Raw genomic sequence first — 18719 nt, forward strand, 5'->3', positions numbered from 1 at the left:
CGAGGCGCACGCGCGGCGGCCGGCGCGGTGCCCCTGCTCCCGTGTCGTCGCGGGCGAGGACGGGGCCGGCGGGTACGTTGCCGACGTGCGTGCCCAGGCCTCGGTCCTCCACCTGGACCTCGACGCCTTCTTCGCCTCGGTCGAGCAGCGCGACAAGCCGTCGCTGCGCGGCAAGCCCGTCGTGGTCGGCGGCGTCGGCGGCCGGGGCGTGGTGTCGACCGCGTCCTACGAGGCCCGGGTCTTCGGGGTGCACTCGGCGATGTCGACCCGCGAGGCGCGCTCACGGTGCCCGCACGCCGCCTTCCTCACCGGTCGCTTCCACGCCTACCGCGAGGCCAGCGGCGTGGTCATGGGCCTGCTGCGCGCGGTGTCCCCGCTGGTGGAGCCGCTCTCGCTCGACGAGGCGTTCGTCGACCTCGAGCGCGCCGACCTGCCCGACCTCGAGACGCCCACCGTCACCGCCTTCGCCCAGCGGCTGCGCCGGGAGGTCTCGGCGGCGACCGGCGGCCTGACGGCCTCGGTGGGGCTGGGCACCAGCAAGTTCATCGCCAAGGTCGCCAGCGACCTCGACAAGCCCGACGGGCTGACGGTGGTGGCGCCCGGCACCGAGCAGGAGCTGCTGCGACCGATGAAGGCCACGGTGATCCCGGGCGTCGGGCCGGCCACGGCGGAGCGGCTGCGTCGCGCCGGCATCGTCACCGTCGCCGACCTCGAGGCGGTCAGCGCCGAGGAGCTCGTGCGGATCGTGGGCCGCTCCCACGGGACCGGCCTGTGGCACCTGGCCAGGGCCCTCGACGACCGCCCCGTGGTCGCGGAGCGCGAGGCCAAGTCGGTCAGCGTCGAGGGCACCTACGACACCGACCTCACCGACCGCCGACTGATGGAGGGGCTGCTCACCCGCCAGGCCGGCGAGGTGGCCGCCCGGCTGGTCAAGCACGGGCTGTCGGGTCGCACGATCACGATCAAGGTGAGGCTGCACGACTTCACCACGGTCAACCGGTCGAGCACCCTGCCCTCCCCCACCGACACCGCCGGCACCATCGCCCGGGTCGCCCGCTCCCTCCTCGGCGACCTGCTCGCCAGCGCCGACCTCAGCGGCGGCGTGCGCCTGCTCGGCGTCGGTGTCTCCGGACTGGCCGACTGGGTGCAGGAGGACCTCTTCGGCGGCACCGACGCCGAGCCCGAGCCCGAGGTGCCCGTCGACCTGCCGACCATGCGGCGCCGCGAGACCTGGCCCCCGGGGCTCGACGTCGAGCACGACGAGATGGGCCGCGGCTGGGTGTGGGGCTCGGGGCGCGGCGTCGTCACCGTGCGCTTCGAGACCGCCGAGACCACCGCCGGCCCGGTGCGCTCCTACGCCGCCGACGACCCGCAGCTGCACGCCTGGCTGCCGCCCGAGCCCGCCGATCCCGCCGATCCCGCCGATCCCGCCGAGCCCGTGGGACCCGCCGGGCGCGACACGGTGACCGACGCGGACGGGAGCACCGACGTCGCGGCCCAGAGTGCCGCCGACAGCACGGGCGACGACGGGGAGGTCGGAGAGGTCGGGGAGGACACGGGCGATGACGCCGGCGGCCTCAGCGCGCCACCAGACGCACCGGGTCCCCGGGCCTGAGCTGGGCGCAGCGGGCCACGTGCTCGGCCACCACCACGGCGACCACCGGGTAGCCGCCGGTCGTCGGGTGGTCGGCCAGGAACACCACCGGCCGGCCGTCGGGCGGCAGCTGCACCGCGCCGAGCACCACCCCCTCGCTGGCCAGCTCGCCCTCGCGCGCCCGCGCGAGCGGCTCGCCCTCCAGCCGCAGCCCCACCCGGTCGGAGCCACCGCCGACCCGCCACGGCGTGGCCAGCAGCCGCTCCCACCCCGCGCGGCCGAGCCAGTCGGCCCGCGGCCCCGCGGAGACCCCCAGCGCCCCGTCGTACGCCGGCCCCGGCGGCACCACCACCGGGGCCGGAGGGGCCTGCCGCGGACCGAGCGGCAGCACGTCGCCGGGCGCCAGCGGGGCCGGACCGACCCCGGCCAGGGTGTCGCGCGAGCGTGAGCCGAGCACGGGGTCGACCGCGATCCCGCCGGCGACGGCCACCCACGAGCGCAGCCCGACCGGCGGCGGGCCCAGGCGCAGCGTCGCGCCCGCCGGCACCCACTCCGCGCGGCCGGTCGACGAGGCGCGGCCGTCGACCCAGACCGTGACGGGGGCGCCGGTGACGGCCACCCACGCCCCGACCGGGCCCCACCGCAGCACCAGACCGCCGAGCAGCACCTCGAGCACGGCGTCGTCGGGCCCGTTGCCCACCAGTCGCCCGGCGAGCGCGGCGGCCGCGGGGTCGAGGGCCCCGGCGCGCGGCACGCCGAGATGGGCGTGCCCGGGACGGCCGCGGTCCTGCACCAGGGTCAGCGGCCCGGGGTCGAGCACCTCCACGTGACCCGCGGGACCCCCGGCCGCCGGCGCCGTGACGGCCCCGGTCACGCGCACCCGCTGTGAGCGTCAGACCCGAGCAGGTCGCGCCCGGGGACGTCGCGCCCCGGTGCGTCATGCGACAGGTGGATGCGCATCCACGATCCGCATGACGTCCACCCCAGACCCACGCCGACCGCGCCACCCCTCACCGCGCCAGTCCTCACCGCGCCACGAACCTCACCCGCGTCCCCGGGGCCAGCAGCGCCGGGCCCGGGTCGAGCCGGTCGGGGTCCCACAGCACGGCGTCGGTGCGACCGATCAGCCGCCAGCCGCCCGGCGAGGCGGTGGGGTAGACCCCGCACCAGCGGTCGGCCAGCGCCACCGACCCGGCCGGCACCCGGGTGCGGGGGGTGGCCAGGCGCGGCACCGCGAGCGCGGCGGGCAGCCCGACGAGGTAGGAGAAGCCCGGGGCGAAGCCGCAGAAGGCGGCCGTGAGCTCGAGGGCGGTGTGCCGCGCGACCGCCTCCTGCACCGAGCAGCCCCACAGGGCGGCGACGTCGGCGAGGTCCTCGCCGTCGTAGTCGACCTCGAGCACCACGAGCGGCCCGTCGGTCACCCCGGCCCTGGGGTGCCAGCGCGCGACCGCGTCGCGCACCGCGGCGTGGGCGGCGGCGTCGGCCAGCCCGTCGACGAGCACGGTGGCGGCGGCCGGCACCACGTCCTCCGCGGGCGGGCCCTGCGCTCGCAGCCACGAGGCCAGCGCCGCGGCCCCGTCGGCGTCGTCCACCTCCACGAGCAGTGCGTGCGGGCCGTACGCCAGCACCCGCCGCGCACCGACGCGACCGCTCACGGCGTCGCCACCCGCTCCGGCCACGACCGCCCCGTCGGCAGCGGACCCCGCGCCGCGCGGTCGCCCGCCTGCCCGGCCGCCCGTCCGCTCGTTCACCCCGTCCGCCCCGTGCGCCCGTCGACCGCGCTCGGCGGGGCGAAGGGCCGCAGGTCGAGGCCGGCGGCCTCGAGGGCCGCTCGGACCCGCCGGGCCCGCGCGACCGCCCCGGGGTGGTCACCGTGCACGCAGACCGACTCCACCGCGCGCTCGACGGGTCGCCCCGGCGCGACGCCACTGCGAGCGTCCCCGCCCCGACCGTCCCCACCCCGGCCGGTCGCGTCCTGACCGTTCCCGTGCTCGCCGTCCCGCTCGCCACCTGCCACGAGGGCGCCGCTCCCCCGGGTCGCGAGCGTGACCGCCCGCGCCGCCACCAGGGCGTCGTCGTCGAGCACCGCCCCCGGCTCGGAGCGCGGCACCAACCGCCCGGCGGGGGTGTAGCCGCGGTCGGGGAAGCCCTCGAGCACGGTGCGCCGACCGCCGTCGCGCGCGAGGTCGAGCAGCACCCCGGGCATGCCGAGCACGGGCAGGGCCCCGTCGTCGGTGACCGACCCCGCCAGCACCGCCGCGGCCTGCGCGGCGTCGTCGAGGGTGCGGTGGTAGAGCGCGCCGTGGGGCTTGACGTAGGTGACCCAGGTGCCGGCGGCCCGGGCGATCCCCGCCAGCAGACCCACCTGGTCGGCGACCTGCTCGCGCAGCACGTCGGGCTCGACGTCGAGGGCCACGCGCCCGAAGCGGGCCCGGTCGTCGTACGACACCTGGGCCCCCACCGCCACCCCGGCGGCCACGGCCTGCTCGCACACGGCGCGCATGATCGCGGCGGAGCCGGCGTGGTAGCCGCAGGCGACGTTGGCGCTGGTCACGACGCCCAGCAGCGCGGCGTCGTCGGTGATCTCCTCGCCGAGGTCGGCGTTCAGGTCCACGGGCACGCCGCGACGCTACCGACCCGTGGCCGGTCGCGCCGCCGGAGTGCTGGCTAGGGTCGGCTGCATGTCTGAGTCCTCCGCCGCACCGTCCGGCCCCGCCGCCCCCGACGCCGAGGCCCCGTCGGCCCCCTCGGCCCCGCCGGTGGCCGACCGACGCCCCACCAGCCGCGAGATCCACGGGCTCACGCGCACCGACGACTACGAGTGGCTGCGGGAGAAGGAGTCCGACGACGTCACCGGCTACCTCGAGGCCGAGAACGCCTGGACCCGGGCGCGCACGGCCCACCTGGGCGACCTGCGGCAGCAGGTCTTCGACGAGATCAAGGCGCGCACCCGCGAGACCGACCTGTCGGTGCCCACCCGCAACCGCGGTCACTGGTATTACGCCCGCTCCTTCGAGGGCCGTGAGTACGGCGCGAGCTGCCGCGTGCCGGTCACCGACCCCGACGACTGGACGCCGCCGCAGCCGGCCGAGGACTGCGCCCCCGACGAGCCGGCCCTGCCCGGCGAGGAGGTGCTGCTCGACCTCAACGCGCTCGCGGAGGGCCACGAGTTCTTCTCCCTCGGCGGCTCGGCCGTCAGCCTCGACGGGCGCCTGCTCGGCTACGCCGTCGACACCGTCGGCGACGAGCGCTACACGGTGCGCTTCAAGGACCTCACGACCGGCGACCTGCTCGACGACGAGCTGACCGGTGTCATGGGCGGGGTGACCTGGCACCCCAACGGCGTCGACTGCCTCTACTCCACCGTCGACGAGTCCTGGCGCCCCGACAAGGTGTGGCGCCACCGCCTCGGCACGGCCCAGGCCGACGACGAGCTGGTCCACCACGAGACCGACGGGCGCTTCTTCACCGGGGTCGGGCGCACCCGCTCCGAGCGGTTCCTCGTGGTCGCGGTGGGCTCGAAGACCACCAGCGAGTACCGCTACCTCGACACCCACGCCGAGCCCGGCACGCCCGAGGCCGCCTGGCAGGTCTTCGCCGAGCGCGTCGAGGACGTGGAGTACTCCCTCGACCACGCCGTCATCGCCGGTGAGGACCTCTTCCTGGTCACCCACAACGCCACCGGCCCCGACTTCGAGCTGGCCACCGCACCCCTGGCTCCCACGCCCGCCAGCGGGTGGACCCCGCTCATCCCCCACGACCCGAGCGTGCGCCTGGAGGACGTCGACGCCTTCGCCGGCCACCTCGTGGTCCACCAGCGCAGCAACGGCCTGACCCAGCTGCGCATCCTCGAGCTCGGCCCCGGGGGCGTGGGCGAGGACTACCTCGTGGAGTTCGACGAGCCGGTCTACACCGTCGGCTCGGGCGGCAACCCCGGCTTCGCCCAGCCGGTCGTGCGCATCGGCTACACCACGCTGGCCGTGCCGTCGTCGGTCTACGACTACGACGTGCGCACCCGCGAGCTCACCCTGCTGCGCCGCACCCCGGTGCTCGGCGGCTACGACCCCGCCGACTACGAGGAGCACCGGCTGTGGGCCACCGCCGACGACGGCGAGCAGGTGCCGATCTCGGTCGTGTGCCGCATCGGCGCGCGTGAGGACGACGGCGGCGGCACCCGCCCGGTGCCGACCCTGCTCTACGGCTACGGCTCCTACGAGGCCTCCATCGACCCCTACTTCTCGGTGGCGCGGCTCTCGCTGCTGGACCGGGGCGCCGCCTTCGCCATCGCCCACGTGCGCGGCGGTGGCGAGATGGGCCGGCGGTGGTACGACCAGGGCAAGACGACCACGAAGAAGAACACCTTCTCCGACTTCGTGGCCTGCGCCCGCCACCTGGTCGACACCGGCTGGGCCACCCCCAACACCCTGGTCGCGGAGGGCGCCAGCGCCGGTGGCATGCTCATGGGCGCCGTGGCCAACCAGGCCCCCGAGCTCTTCGGCGGCATCGTCGCGGGCGTGCCCTTCGTCGACGCCCTCACCACGATGCTCGACGCCACCCTGCCGCTGACGGTCACCGAGTACGACGAGTGGGGCAACCCCGAGGCCGACCCGGAGGTCTACGCCTACATGGCCTCCTACGCGCCCTACGACAACGTGGGCGACCAGGTCTACCCCCCGATCCTGGCCGAGACCTCGCTGCACGACACCCGGGTGCTCTACGTCGAGCCCGCCAAGTGGGTGGCCAAGCTGCGGGCCACCGGGCCCGACTCCCGCCCCGACGTGCTGCTGCGCACCGAGATGGCCGGGGGCCACGGCGGGGTCTCCGGGCGCTACAAGTCGTGGCACGACCGGGCCTTCACCCTGGCGTGGATCCTGGACCGGATGGGGCTGGCCGGCACCACACCCCGGTGAGCGGGTGAGGGGCGCCGTCCGGGCGCGGTGGGCCGCCGGACGGCGTCCGGACCGGCGGCCGACCGGTCCTTGGGGGTGAGGTTCTGAGAAGTGGCTGAGAGTTGACTGGTCACGCAACTCTCGGTGGTCGCCGAGCGTCGTGCTGGGTGAAGGCCCACCGCGAAGGACCGGAATCCTCCGGCCACGGTGGGCGTTGAACACGACGTGAGACGCACCGACTGCGCCCACGAGCAGAAGGAGAGGGTCCCGATGGCTAGCAGCACCGGCAGCACCGCCACCCGCACCCGGGCCACATCGACCACCCGAGAGATCGAGGGCCGCGACAGCGTGGGCCTCTACCTCGACGAGATCGCCCGGAACGCGCTCCTCGACGCCGCCACGGAGGTGGAGCTGTCGAAGACGATCGAGGCGGGGTTGATGGCCGAGCACCTCCTCGCTCAGGGCCGCATCGGCCGTCGCAAGGGCGGCGCCCCCCTCTCGGCCAACGCCGAGGAGCTGGAGTGGCTGGCCGAGGAGGGCCGCAAGGCGGTGGACACCTTCATCACCGCCAACCTGCGTCTCGTCGTGTCGATCGCCCGCAAGTACGGCCGGGCCCAGATGCCGATGCTCGACCTGATCCAGGAGGGCAACACCGGCCTCATCCGGGCGGTCGAGAAGTTCGACTACACCAAGGGCTACAAGTTCTCGACCTACGCCACGTGGTGGGTGCGCCAGGCCATCACCCGCGGCATCGCGCAGCAGGCCCGCGTCGTGCGCCTGCCCGTGCACGTCGTGGAGGAGCTCAACCAGGTCGGTGGCGCGCGCCGCACCCTGGAGCGCCAGCTGGGCCGCGACCCCGAGCCGGCGGAGATCGCCGCCGAGCTCGGCATGGACGTCGACCGCGTGCTCGACCTCATGTCGTGGGGCCGCGAGCACGTCAGCCTCGACACCCCCGTCGACGAGGACGGTGACACCAGCCTCGGTGACCTGATGGCCCAGGAGACCTCCCCCGGTCCCGACCTGACCGTCCTCGACACCGAGTCGCGCGACCGTCTCAACGCCCTCGTCGGGCACCTGGACGACCGGGCCGCCGACATCATCCGCTCGCGCTACGGCCTCACCGACGGACGCCAGCACAAGCTGGCCGACATCGGCGCCAAGCACGGCATCTCCGCCGAGCGGGTCCGCCAGCTGGAGCGGGAGGCGCTGCAGAAGCTGCGCCGCTTCGCCGACCCCGACCTGGCCGCCGGCTCGGCCGCCTGACCGCACGCACGACCCACGAGAGCCCCCGCCCCTCGGGCGGGGGCTCTCGTGCGTCCCGAGGTGCCGCGGGCGGCCAGGAGCCGGCCTAGGAGCCGGCGCGAGCGTCGCGACGCTCCTGGAGCCGCTGCTGCGCGGCCTCCAGGTAGGCCAGGCAGGGCGCCTCGGCCTCGGGGTGACGCTCGGTGAGGTGGAAGGTCCAGCGGTCCATGGCCGCGAGGTAGCCGTTGTCCTCGCCGGGGCGGAAGGTCCACCAGGCGCGGGTGCCCTTGGCCGTCGTGGTCGAGCAGCGCACACAGCTGATCTTGTAGACGAAGGCCTCGTCGGCCCCCACCTCGATCCGCACCAGCGCCAGGGCACCGCCCTCGGCCTTGGCCTTGCGCTCGCGCGCCGATCGGCTCGCCACCATGTCGACCTCCTCGTCGTCGACCTGCGAGGCTACCGCCGCGCCGGCCGCGTCCCCGCAGCGCGGCGCCTCACCCGTCGACCAGACGCGCGTGCACCTCGGCCACCCGGGCGCGCAGGTCCTCCAGCGAGCCGGTGTTGTCCACGACGTACGTCGCCACCGCGCGGCGCTGCTCGCGGGTGGCCTGGGCGGCGATGCGCGACTCGGCGTCCTCCCGGGTCCAGCCCCGGTGGGCGACCATGCGCTCGAGCTGGAGCTCACGCGGGGCGTCGACGACGACCACGGCGTCGAAGTCGCCGGCGCGCCCCGACTCCACCAGCAGCGGGATGTCGTGGACGACCAGGTCGTCGGGCCCGGCGGCCGCCTCGGCCTCGGCGTAGCGCTCGAAGACCAGCGGGTGCACGATCGCCTCGAGGCGACGCCGCGCCTGCTCGTCGCCGAACACCAGCCGCCCCATCGCGGGCCGGTCGAGGTCGCCCTCGGGGGTCAGCAGCCCCTCACCGAACTCCTCGACCACCCGGGCCAGCCCCGGGGTGCCCCGCTCGACCACCTCGCGGGCGAGCTGGTCGGCGTCGATGACGACGGCGCCCAGCTCGCGCAACAGGCCCGAGACCGTGCTCTTGCCCGAGGCCACGCCCCCGGTCAGTCCGACGCGCACCTCAGAACTCGTAGCCGAAGCGCTTGAGGTCGCGGGCGAAGACCTCGGCGACCTTGTCGCGCATCGCGTCGGTGTAGCGCTCGCGGTAGTCGGTGGGGGTGCCGGAGTTCAGCCGCGGGATCTCCGTGGGCCACTCGGCGCCGAGACGGTCGAGCACGGTGCGCAGGTCGGCCTCGAAGCTCTCCTGGCGACCGATGAAGTCGGCCGTGCGCTGCTTGGTGCGCAGGTAGGCGATCTGGGGGCTGTTGAGCTGCCCCTGCCGGTCGAGCCCCTCCATCACGAACGACTCGAAGTCGGGGTAGCGCTCCTGCACCAGGCGCCACAGCCGGTTGCCCGCGAGCCGCTCGGCGGCCTTGGCGTTGCCCTCGGCGACGTAGCGCTCGTTGCGCTTGATCATGGAGTGCCACGACAGCAGCCGGGCCCACGGGTTGCGCACGAAGCCGAAGATCCAGTAGTCGGCGAGCTCGGGGTGCTGCCTGAGCGCCGGACCCAGCTGGGCGTGGCGGCCCTGCGGCAGGTCGCGCACGTAGGCGACGTCGGGCAGCACCGCCTGGAGCATCGAGTCGATGGTCGACCCGCCGGTCTTCTGCACGTGGACGAAGAGCACGCGCGCCTCGTGGGAGACCATCATGGGCGGCAAAGTACCAGCCCCGCCCGCCGACGCCACGAGGGCCCGGCCACCTCTCGGTGACCGGGCCCTCGGGCGTCGTGCGGGTGCTGCGTGGTGCGGGTGCTGCAGGTCAGCTCGCGCCGCCGGTGAGCTTCTCGCGCAGGGCCTGGAGCGCCTCGTCGGAGGCCAGCGAACCGCCCTCGGACTCCGTCTCGTCCTCGGTCGAGCCCGAGGAGTACGACGTGGCCTCGCCGGCCTCGACCTCGGCCACCTTGGCCTCGGCCTGCTGCTTGACGTGGGCCTCCCAGCGAGCGTGCGCCTTGGCGTACTGCTCCTCCCAGACCGCACGCTGCTCGTCGAAGCCCTCGAGCCACTCGCCCGTCTCGGGGTCGAAGCCCTCGGGGTAGACGTAGTTGCCCTGCTCGTCGTAGGTCGCGGTCATGCCGTAGAGGGTCGGGTCGAACTCCTCCACGTCGGCGGCCGCGGCGGTCTCGTTGGCCTGCTTGAGCGACAGCGAGATGCGACGACGCTCGAGGTCGATGTCGATGATCTTGACCATGACGTCGTCGTTGACCTGGACGACCTGCTCGGGGATCTCGACGTGACGCTCGGCGAGCTCGGAGATGTGCACCAGGCCCTCGATGCCCTCCTCGACACGGACGAACGAGCCGAAGGGCACCAGCTTGGTGACCTTGCCGGGCACGATCTGACCGATCTGGTGGGTCCGGGCGAAGTGCTGCCACGGGTCCTCCTGCGTCGCCTTGAGCGACAGGGAGACACGCTCGCGGTCCATGTCGACGTCGAGCACCTCGACGGTGACCTCGTCGCCCACGGCGACGACCTCGGAGGGGTGGTCGATGTGCTTCCAGGACAGCTCCGAGACGTGCACCAGACCGTCGACGCCGCCGAGGTCCACGAACGCACCGAAGTTGACGATCGAGGAGACGACGCCCTTGCGGATCTGACCCTTCTGCAGCTGGGTCAGGAAGCCGTGGCGGACCTCCGACTGGGTCTGCTCGAGCCAGGCACGGCGCGACAGGACCACGTTGTTGCGGTTCTTGTCGAGCTCGATGATCTTGGCCTCGAGGGTCTGGCCGACGTAGGGCTGCAGGTCGCGGACGCGACGCATCTCCACGAGGGAGGCCGGCAGGAAGCCGCGCAGGCCGATGTCGAGGATGAGGCCGCCCTTGACGACCTCGATGACGGTGCCCTCGACGACGCCGTCCTCCTCCTTGACCTGCTCGATGGTGCCCCAGGCGCGCTCGTACTGGGCGCGCTTCTTGGACAGGATCAGGCGGCCTTCCTTGTCCTCCTTCTGGAGGACCAGGGCCTCGACCTCGTCGCCGACCGAGACGACCTCGGCGGGGTCGACGTCGTGCTTGATCGACAGCTCACGCGAGGGGATGACGCCCTCGGTCTTGTAGCCGATGTCCAGCAGGACCTCGTCGCGGTCGACCTTCACGATGGTGCCGGCGACGATGTCGCCGTCGTTGAAGTACTTGATCGTCGCGTCGATGGCGGCGAGGAAGTCCTCTTCCGACCCGATGTCGTTGATCGCGACCTGAGGCGCGTCGTAGTCGGGAAGAATGGAGATGGTGCTCGTCATAAGGGAAGTGTTTCCTTGGATGGGCAGAAGTCGTGCGGGCACGCCCGAGGTCGGGTTTCACTACCGGTGGATCGGTGCCCGGGGCGATCGCGACGCGGTGGGCGAGGCGGCTGGGCGTGGTAGCGAGCGAGGGTCCACTCCGTCTGGGACGCAGGCAGACTTCAGGCGTCTGGCCAGACTACGCCGCGGCGCGCGCGGCAGTCCAACCCGCACCCCTGTGCCGACGCGCCTTCGGCGGGGCTCAGCCCGGGGGCTCGTCGACCGCCGCGTCGCCGGCGCGGGCGATCGCGCGGAGCAGGACGTCGGCGCGTGCGGCGGCGGGGTTGGCGTCGCGGCGCGAGGCGAGGTCGACCAGCGCCGCGAGGTCGGCGGCCCGGGCGAGCACCAGGGCCTCCTCCGCGCTGACGCCCAGGGCGTCGGCGTACGTCGCGACGGCGGCGTCCTGGAAGACCGGGGCCCGGTGGTGGCGCACGAGGTTGCCCAGGTCGGTGAAGGGCAGCCCCGCGTGGGCGTACTCCCAGTCGACGAGGCCGGTGAGCCGCTCGCCGGCCGGGCGGGCGGGGTCGAGGAGCAGGTTCTTGGGGTTGGCGTCGCTGTGCACGAGGCACACCCCGTCGACGGCGTCGAGCGCCTCCTGGGCGTCGACGGCGGCCGCGCGCAGGCCCGTCCACTCCGCCGGCGTGAGGTGGCCGAGACGGTCGGCGTAGACCTCCACCAGCGCCGGCAGGCCGTCGACGTCGTAGGGCGGCTCGTGCACCCCGACGCTGAGGTCGGCGTCGACGAAGGGGCCCCAGCGCAGCATCCGGATCCCCGCCAGCCGCGCCAGCGCCGCGCCGAGCTCCTCGCCCAGGGCGGCCAGCTCCTCGTCGGAGGCGAGCTCGGCGCTCGCCCCCGCCGACCCCGCGGGCGGGTCGGCCAGCGGGTCGGCGCGGCGCAGGACCAGGTCGCCGCGCGTGCCCGGCAGGAAGGAGGTGACCAGCAGGCCCGGCAGTCCGCGGTCGGGGTCGCCGTGCCTGACCTCGAGCACCTGCGGCACCGGCACCGTGCCGCGCGCCAGCCGCAGCACCGCCGCGTCGACCGACGGCGCGGCCGGCCCCCGGCCGCCGGCGTAGATCCGCACGACCGAGCGCTCACCCCCGGTCTCGGCCAGGAACGTCTCCCCGGAGTAGCCGCCCTCGAGCGGTCGGAGGCCCGCCGCGAGACCGCCGGGGGCGCCGGCGTGCTCGGAGGCGGGCCCGGGGGCGTGCTCGGAGGGGGGCACCGTCATGGCCAGGATGCTGCCACGGCCTCCGCGCGACGGCGCTGCGCCGTACGGTGAACCCGTGAGTCCCGACGTGCCCAGCCGCCCCGCCCCCCGCTCCCCGCGTCGACCGGCGCCGGGCTGGCCCGCGGGCCTGCCGCGGGAGGTGCCGCGCGACCTCGGCGGCGTGCTGGGTGTGCTCGGCGAGGCGGCCAGGCTCCCCGTGCGGGTCGGGGTCGCCGCCACCCAGACGACGCTCCAGCTGGGCCGTCTCGCGGCTCCCGACGGGCCCGTGCGCCGTCCGGGCGGCTACGCCGACCTGGTGCTGCGGGTCATCGGCGAGCACGGCTACGCCCAGCAGCTGGTGGAGCTGCTCACCGACGAGGACGGCCCGATGCGGCTGGCCCGCACCGTCAACGAGCTGATGGAGCCCGGTCGTCCGGTCGCCCGCCTGCTCGAGCGCGACGGTCTGCTCGACCGGCTGCTGGCCGACGAGGGCCCGCTGGCCCGGCTCACCGCCGCCGACGGCGGGCTGGAGCGGCTGCTGGGGCCCGACGGCCCGGTCGAGCGGCTGCTGGCCCCCGACGGGGCGCTCGAGCGGCTGCTCGCCGAGGGTGGCGCGCTCGACCAGCTCATCGCCCACGAGGGCGTGCTCGACCGGCTGCTGCAGACCGGCGGCGCGCTCGACCGGCTCACCGCCGCCGACGGGGTGCTCGACCAGGTGCTGCGCCCGGACGGGCTGGCCGACCGGATGCTCACCGAGGACGGCTTCGTGGAGAAGCTCATCGCCGACGGCGGCACCCTCGACCAGCTCGTGGCGCTCGGCGCCACGCTCGAGGGCATCCAGCCGCGCCTGGTGGAGCTGGCCCGGATCGTGCCGGCGCTCGCCGAGTCGGCCGACGCGCTCGGTCGGGCCGTCGGCCCGCTGGGCGACCTGGCCGGCCGCCTGCCCGGGCGCCGCAAGCCGACGCCGCTCGCGCCGTGAGCGCCCTGCCGCCGCAGCCCGACCAGGCGCCCGACTCCCGCTCCCACCCGCCCCTCCCGCCGGTGCGGGTGGAGCGCCGCGACGTCGGCGAGGAGGAGTCGCGGCGCGCCAACGGCCCCGACTGGGACCGCTACGCCGACGACTACCAGGCCACCCACGGGGAGTTCCTCGGCGACGCCGGCTTCGTGTGGGGCCCGGAGGGCCTGACCGAGGCCGAGGCCGGCGTGCTCGGCCCGGTGGCGGGCCGCGACGTGCTCGAGGTCGGCTCGGGCGCCGGGCAGTGCAGCCGCTGGGTGCGCGACCAGGGCGGACGCTCCTTCGGCGTCGACCTGTCCTACCGCCAGCTCCAGCACTCGCGGCGCATCGACGAGGGCACCGGCGTGGTCGTGCCCTCGGTGCAGGCGACCGCCACCCACCTCCCCTTCGCCGACGCCTCCTTCGACGCCGTGTTCTCCTCCTTCGGGGCGCTGCAGTTCGTGCGCGACCTCGACCGGGCCGTGGCCGAGACCGCGCGGGTGCTGCGACCGGGCGGCCGCTTCGCCTTCTCCATCACCCACCCGACGCGCTGGATGTTCCCCGACGACCCCGGCGAGGCCGGCCTGGTCGCGTCGCAGTCCTACTGGGACCGCACGCCCTACGTCGAGGTCGACGACGCCACCGGCGAGGTGTCGTACGTCGAGCACCACCGCACCCTCGGCGACTGGGTGGGGGTGCTGGCCGGTCACGGCTTCGCGATCGTGCGGCTGGTGGAGCCGGAGTGGCCCGAGCACCACGACCGGGTGTGGGGCGGCTGGTCGGCCACCCGCGGCCGCTGGACCCCGGGCACCGCGATCTTCGCCTGCGACCTGCGCTGAGCCCGCGCCGTGACGACCCGTGACGGCCCGTGACGCCGGCAGGCCCCGGACCGTGTGGTCCGGGGCCTGCGGGTGGTGCTGGTGGTGCGGGTGCGGCCCGCGACGGGTCCGCGAGACCGGTCAGCGACCGGCGGGCGTCCTGTCGCGGTGCGTCGTGCTGGCCGTGCCCGCGGTGCGCGGGCGCGCGCGCAGGAGGAGCACGGCGCCGGCGACGAGCAGCAGGCCGCCGCCGACGAAGCCGACGATCGGCACGGTGCGGGTGATGAGGTCGAGGCTGGCGATGTTCTCCTCGGCGTCGGCGACGTTGGTCGCCTGCTGGTCCTCGGTGAAGGCCAGCTGCAGGTCGAGGGCCTGCGTGCCGTCGTCGAGGTAGCGCTGCTGGTCGTCGGTCTGGTGGATGATCGCGCCGGTGCGCGGGTCGACGTAGATCTCCTTGACGTCGTCGTAGGTGCCGTTGAGCTCGAGCAGCGCGCTGACCACGATCGGCGCGTCCTGGATCTCCACGCGGTAGACGTAGGTCTCGAGGCCCATGACGTCCTCGGTGCGGTCGTAGACCGCGTCGACGCCCTCGCCGGTCACGCTGTCGAAGTAGGTGTAGGTGGTCTTCTCCGCGTCGAAGGGCCACTTGTTGACGACGCCCTCGTGGGCCGCGGCCTGCGCCGGCAGCTCGTCGGACTCGACCGACTCGGCGGTCGTGCGGTCGGTGGCGAAGAAGTCGTCGGCACCCGACAGCACCGACTCGTCGTCGAAGGCCGGGCACTCCTCGGTGGCCTCGGTGCCGTAGACGGCGCAGGAGCGGTTGAAGAACACCGCGGTGTCGTCGCTCGAGGCCTCGCTGTCGCTCTTGGTGATGCTGAGGGCGTAGATCGGCTCCGCCGCACCCAGCTCGTTGGTGGCGGTGTCGAGGCGCGCGGCCTCACCGCTGAGCACCGTCACCGAGTCCACGTCGATTGGGGTGCGCTTGACGGCCCCCGGTGCCCACGTGAGGGCGACCACGGCCGCCACCACCAGGAATGCCCCCAGGCCCACGAGGACCCGTCCCAGAATCTTCATCCACTTCCCTCCCAGAAAGATCGATCGGCGAACCGTAACCCATCTGGAGGACGAAGTGTGCCTCCCGTCACAGGCTGTTACCGAACAGTAGGAATCGGTGGCCCGCGGCGCGCCTGTGCGAGACTCGCCGGCGTGCCAGACCAGCCGCCGTCGTCGACCCACACGACTTCGGACGACCAACCGGCCGTGTCGCCTCCCACACGCCACGACCGGCAGTCGGCCGAAGCCGAACGCCCCGTCGTGCTCGCTGCGTGCGCGCTCCTCGTCGCCGCCCACCTGGCCCTGCGGGCGTGGGCGCTCTACCCGAGCTGGTTCTACGTCGACGACTTCAAGATGCTTGATGACGCCGAGCGCTACGGCCTGAGCCCGCATCTGCTGCTGGCACCCTTCGACAGCCAGTTCATGCCGCTGGGGAGGTTCCTCGCCTGGGTCGTCACCACCGGCGGCGACGTCGACTGGGCCCTCGCCGCCACGACCACCCTGCTGCTGCACCTGCTGGCCGCGGCGGCCTGCGTCTGGATGCTGGTCGTGCTCTTCGGGGCCCGCTGGGCGGTCGTGCCCCTGCTCGCCCTCTACCTCTCCAGCGCCGTGACCCTGCCGGCCGCCATGTGGTGGGCGGCCAGCCTCAACGCGCTGCCGCTGCAGGTCGCGTTCTTCTCCTCGGTCGCCGCCTGGACCTGCTATCTGCGCACCGGCCGGCTGCGCTGGCTGCTCGTGACGCTGCTGGCGCTGTCGTTCGGCCTGCTGGGCTACGTCAAGGCGCTCGTCCTGCTGCCGATGCTCGCCGCGTACGCACTCGGGTGGTTCGCCGAGGGCGGTCCGGCGCGGCGTGCGCGCGTGCTGGCCCGTCGCCGCTGGCCCGCCCTGGTCGCCTGCACCGCCCTGGCGGCGGCCTACCTCGTGCACTACCTGCTGCGCGTACCCTCGCTGGCCGAGGAGACCTCGGGAGCGGTGGCCGGTGGCCTGGCGGAGACGATGCTCGGCCGGTCGCTCTCCACCGGGCTGCTGGGCGGTCCGTGGCGCTGGAGCGACGTCAACCCGCCCGCCGGGCTGGCCGATCCGCCCGACCTGCTCGTGCACCTCGCCTGGGTCGCCCTCGCGCTGGGCGGGCTCTTCGTCGTGCTCCGGCGCACCGGGGCGGCCCGGGCGTGGGCGCTGCTGGCCGCCTACGCCGCGGCCTCCTACGTGCTGCTGCTCGTCACCCGTGCCCCCGTCCTCGGGGACATCACAGGGCTCGAGTACCGCTACCTCAGCGACGTGGCCTGCGCCGCCGTGCTGTGCCTGGGCCTGGCCGTCCTGCCCCTGGCCGGGGCGCCCGGCTCGAGCCGGCCGCGGGACATCCCGCTGCTGCTGGTGGGCGTGGGGCCACGGGTCCTCATCGCCCTCACCGTCGCCGTGGTGGTGGCGGGGGTGGTGAGCTCGGTGCTCTACGCCCGCATCTGGCACACCGACAACCCCGGCGAGACGTACCTGCGCACGACCCAGGCCGAGTTCGCCGGTCACGGGGCCGTCGACGTGGCCGACACCGTGGTGCCCGACGAGGTGGTGCCGGGCTACCTCTACCCGTTCAACACGACGGTCAGGCTGCTGCCCGTGGTCGTCGACAACGCGCGCTTCCCCTCCGTCACCGACCGTCTCGTCGCCCTCGACGCCCAGGGACGCCCGCGGCGCGCCGTCATCGACCCGGTGGCCGTGACCGAGGAGGGGCCGCGGCCCGGCTGCGGCTGGGCCGTGCGCGAGGGACGCTCCCGCACCGTGCCCCTCGACGAGACGGCCTTCGACTACACGTGGTGGGTGCGGGTCGGCTACCTGTCGTCGGCCGCCGACACCGTCACGGTCGAGGTGGGCGACCGCACGGTCGAGGCGCCCGTGGACGCCGGCCTGGGCAGCCTCTACGTGGAGGTGACCTCCGCGGTGTCGTCTGTCACCCTGGACGGGCTGTCGCCGGGGACCACGATGTGCGTCGACGTCGTGGAGGTGGGCACAGCCGTCGCAGGAGGTCCGTTGTGAGCACACCGTCCCACGCCCGGGCCGACCGGGGGGCCGCCACCGCGCCCGGCGGCGCAGCCGCCCTCCCCCAGGGCTCGCTCGTGCCCCCGCCGGCCCGCAGCGGCCCCGACTTCGCGGCCCTAGACGCACTGAGGGCCGTGGGGGCGCTCTTAGTTCTCACGACCCATGTCGCGTATTGGTCCGGCGACTACATCGGCAACGGGTTCTGGGGCACGCTGCTGGCCCGACTCGACGTCGGTGTCGCGCTCTTCTTCGTGCTCTCCGGCTTCCTGCTGGCCCGCCCCTGGATCGCCGCGACGGCCGACCGCAGGCCGACGCCGGCGACACCGGACTACCTGTGGAAGCGCTTCCTGCGGATCGCCCCGCTCTACGTCTTGACCGCGGCTCTCGCCCTGGCGTTCGTGCGCGGCAACGCCGACCTGTCGTGGGGGGACCGGGTCGCCACGCTCCTCATGCTCGACACCTTCCGCTCCCCGCTGCTGCCCACGGGGCTGACCCACATGTGGAGCCTGGCGGTCGAGGTCACCTTCTACCTCGCGCTGCCGGCCCTCATGGCCGCGCTGCTGGGCCGGCACTGCGTGCGTGTGACCCGCGGCCTGCGCCCGGCCCGGGTGCTTTTCGGGATCGCGGCGCTCGTCGTGGTCACCGCCTGGTGGCACCTCGACGGCGCGGCCCGGGTGGGCCCCCACACCGACGGCGCCCCGCTGCTATGGCTGCCGGCGTACCTGTCGTGGTTCGCCCTCGGCCTGCTGCTCGCGCTGGCCCACGTGCTGCACGAGCGGGGGGCGTGGGAGCGCCTCACCGCGCCGCTGGTCGCGCTGGGCCGCCAGCCCGGGAGCTGCTGGGCCCTGGTGGCGGGCCTGATGCTCGTGGCCGCGACCCCGGTGGCCGGGCCCTCGATGCTCGACGCCCCGACGCCGGGGCAGTCGCTGGCCAAGAGCCTGCTCTACGCCGTGGTCGGACTGCTGGTGGTCGTGACCGGTGTCTTCGCCGATGCCGCGGGCCGCTACGGCCGGGCGCTGTCCCACCCGGCGGCGCGGCGGCTGGGCTGGATCTCCTTCGGCGTCTTCTGCCTGCACCTGCCACTGCTCCACCTGGTGATGTGGGCGACGCCGTGGGAGCTCTTCGAGGGCCACGGCGTGCCGCTGTGGCTGCTGACGCTCGCACTGTCGCTCATGGCGGCCGAGGCGTCCTACCGCCTCGTCGAGCGCCCGGCGATGCGCCTGCGCGGACTCGTGGGGAGCCGCTCAGCCAGCCGGCCGGGGGGCCGCAGCCCCTCCGGTCCGGCGACGAGCAGCCCCACCAGCGGCACCAGCATCAGGTAGACCGGCCACGCCGCCTCGCCGGCCCACCCGTCGCTGCTGCCCCAGGGCGTCAGGGCGTAGGCGCCGGCGACGACGAGGACGGGCACGGCGACCGCCCAGGCGAGCGCGTCGCCCGCCCCCCGGCGCTCCAGCAGCCCGGCCGCACCCCGCACGAGCACCGTGACGACGACCGCCACGACCACGCCGGGCCAGCCGGCCACGGCGCCCGCGCCGAGCAGCCCGGCGCCGG

General features: G+C 74.6%; 16 protein-coding genes. 7 read left to right on the forward strand and 9 right to left on the reverse strand.

What is annotated here, in order from left to right:
- Positions 1-85: 85 nt before the first annotated feature.
- Positions 86-1615, forward strand: a complete 1530-nt coding sequence (locus IR170_RS12785; RefSeq protein ID WP_319805059.1) for a DNA polymerase IV — start codon at positions 86-88, stop codon at positions 1613-1615.
- Here the strand turns inward: IR170_RS12785 and IR170_RS12790 are convergent.
- The 3 genes from IR170_RS12790 to IR170_RS12800 form a co-directional block, all read right to left on the reverse strand.
- Positions 1578-2468 carry a 5-oxoprolinase subunit C family protein gene (locus IR170_RS12790; protein WP_319805060.1) on the reverse strand — a complete coding sequence of 297 codons (891 nt, stop codon included), beginning with the start codon at positions 2466-2468 and terminating at the stop codon, positions 1578-1580. The two genes, IR170_RS12785 and IR170_RS12790, sit on opposite strands and share 38 nt — an antisense overlap.
- A 151-nt stretch (positions 2469-2619) precedes the next feature.
- On the reverse strand, positions 2620-3249 hold the full coding sequence (locus IR170_RS12795) for a 5-oxoprolinase subunit B family protein (RefSeq protein WP_193664572.1): 630 nt from the start codon (positions 3247-3249) through the stop codon (positions 2620-2622).
- Positions 3250-3341: 92 nt separating this feature from the next.
- The gene (locus tag IR170_RS12800; protein ID WP_319805072.1) at positions 3342-4208 is read right to left on the reverse strand and encodes a LamB/YcsF family protein; all 867 of its coding nucleotides are present in this window, start codon (positions 4206-4208) and stop codon (positions 3342-3344) included.
- 67 nt (positions 4209-4275) lie between these two features.
- Between IR170_RS12800 and IR170_RS12805 the strand changes: the two genes are divergently transcribed.
- Together IR170_RS12805 and IR170_RS12810 are read left to right on the forward strand one after the other, a co-directional pair.
- Positions 4276-6504 (forward strand): S9 family peptidase, encoded by a 2229-nt coding sequence (locus IR170_RS12805; protein ID WP_193664575.1) that lies wholly within the window; start codon positions 4276-4278, stop codon positions 6502-6504.
- 249 nt (positions 6505-6753) lie between these two features.
- Positions 6754-7746, forward strand: coding sequence for a sigma-70 family RNA polymerase sigma factor (locus IR170_RS12810; protein WP_056862558.1), 993 nt, complete (start codon positions 6754-6756; stop codon positions 7744-7746).
- A gap of 85 nt (positions 7747-7831) precedes the next feature.
- Here IR170_RS12810 and IR170_RS12815 read toward each other — a convergent pair whose 3' ends face one another.
- From IR170_RS12815 to IR170_RS12835, 5 genes are all read right to left on the reverse strand, one after another.
- A complete protein-coding gene (locus IR170_RS12815) occupies positions 7832-8152 on the reverse strand; it encodes a hypothetical protein (RefSeq protein WP_193664578.1) in 321 nt (106 codons plus the stop codon).
- A 67-nt stretch (positions 8153-8219) separates the two neighbouring features.
- Positions 8220-8807, reverse strand: coding sequence for a dephospho-CoA kinase (coaE, locus tag IR170_RS12820; protein ID WP_193664579.1), 588 nt, complete (start codon positions 8805-8807; stop codon positions 8220-8222).
- Between the two features lies 1 nt (position 8808).
- On the reverse strand, positions 8809-9438 hold the full coding sequence (locus tag IR170_RS12825) for a sulfotransferase family 2 domain-containing protein (RefSeq protein WP_056862555.1): 630 nt from the start codon (positions 9436-9438) through the stop codon (positions 8809-8811).
- A 109-nt stretch (positions 9439-9547) separates the two neighbouring features.
- Complete coding sequence (gene rpsA / locus IR170_RS12830) at positions 9548-11023, reverse strand: 30S ribosomal protein S1 (protein ID WP_056862554.1); 1476 nt, start codon at positions 11021-11023, stop codon at positions 9548-9550.
- 241 nt (positions 11024-11264) lie between these two features.
- Positions 11265-12290 (reverse strand): phosphotransferase, encoded by a 1026-nt coding sequence (locus IR170_RS12835; protein WP_193664581.1) that lies wholly within the window; start codon positions 12288-12290, stop codon positions 11265-11267.
- Positions 12291-12345: 55 nt separating this feature from the next.
- On the opposite strand from IR170_RS12835, the gene IR170_RS12840 reads away from it, so the two are divergent.
- Entirely contained in the window at positions 12346-13248 is a 903-nt protein-coding gene (locus IR170_RS12840) for an ABC transporter (protein ID WP_193664583.1), read from the forward strand.
- Positions 13245-14102: a class I SAM-dependent methyltransferase gene (locus tag IR170_RS12845; RefSeq protein WP_308196075.1), complete on the forward strand. Its 858-nt coding sequence runs from the start codon at positions 13245-13247 to the stop codon at positions 14100-14102. Before IR170_RS12840 ends, IR170_RS12845 begins: the two co-directional genes overlap by 4 nt.
- Before the next feature lie 120 nt (positions 14103-14222).
- Here the strand turns inward: IR170_RS12845 and IR170_RS12850 are convergent, their stop codons facing one another.
- The gene (locus tag IR170_RS12850; protein WP_193664586.1) at positions 14223-15155 is read right to left on the reverse strand and encodes a DUF3068 domain-containing protein; all 933 of its coding nucleotides are present in this window, start codon (positions 15153-15155) and stop codon (positions 14223-14225) included.
- 240 nt (positions 15156-15395) lie between these two features.
- On the opposite strand from IR170_RS12850, the gene IR170_RS20375 reads away from it, so the two are divergent.
- Positions 15396-17165, forward strand: a complete 1770-nt coding sequence (locus IR170_RS20375; RefSeq protein ID WP_193664588.1) for a hypothetical protein — start codon at positions 15396-15398, stop codon at positions 17163-17165.
- Positions 17162-18490, forward strand: a complete 1329-nt coding sequence (locus IR170_RS19550; protein ID WP_319805061.1) for an acyltransferase family protein — start codon at positions 17162-17164, stop codon at positions 18488-18490. Before IR170_RS20375 ends, IR170_RS19550 begins: the two co-directional genes overlap by 4 nt.
- The last annotated feature ends 229 nt before the right edge of the window (positions 18491-18719 follow it).

Source organism: Nocardioides kribbensis (assembly GCF_015070375.1).
Taxonomy (GTDB): Bacteria; Actinomycetota; Actinomycetes; order Propionibacteriales; family Nocardioidaceae; genus Nocardioides; species Nocardioides kribbensis.

Excerpts from the sequence above, each read along its gene's own strand:
- IR170_RS12805 (WP_193664575.1), top strand. The coding sequence starts at position 4,276 with ATGTCTGAGTCCTCCGCCGCACCGTCCGGCCCCGCCGCCCCCGACGCC.
- IR170_RS12810 (WP_056862558.1), top strand. The coding sequence starts at position 6,754 with ATGGCTAGCAGCACCGGCAGCACCGCCACCCGCACCCGGGCCACATCG.
- IR170_RS12815 (WP_193664578.1), bottom strand. The coding sequence starts at position 8,152 with ATGGTGGCGAGCCGATCGGCGCGCGAGCGCAAGGCCAAGGCCGAGGGC.
- IR170_RS12825 (WP_056862555.1), bottom strand. The coding sequence starts at position 9,438 with ATGATGGTCTCCCACGAGGCGCGCGTGCTCTTCGTCCACGTGCAGAAG.
- rpsA (WP_056862554.1), bottom strand. The coding sequence starts at position 11,023 with ATGACGAGCACCATCTCCATTCTTCCCGACTACGACGCGCCTCAGGTC.
- IR170_RS12835 (WP_193664581.1), bottom strand. The coding sequence starts at position 12,290 with ATGACGGTGCCCCCCTCCGAGCACGCCCCCGGGCCCGCCTCCGAGCAC.
- IR170_RS12850 (WP_193664586.1), bottom strand. The coding sequence starts at position 15,155 with ATGAAGATTCTGGGACGGGTCCTCGTGGGCCTGGGGGCATTCCTGGTG.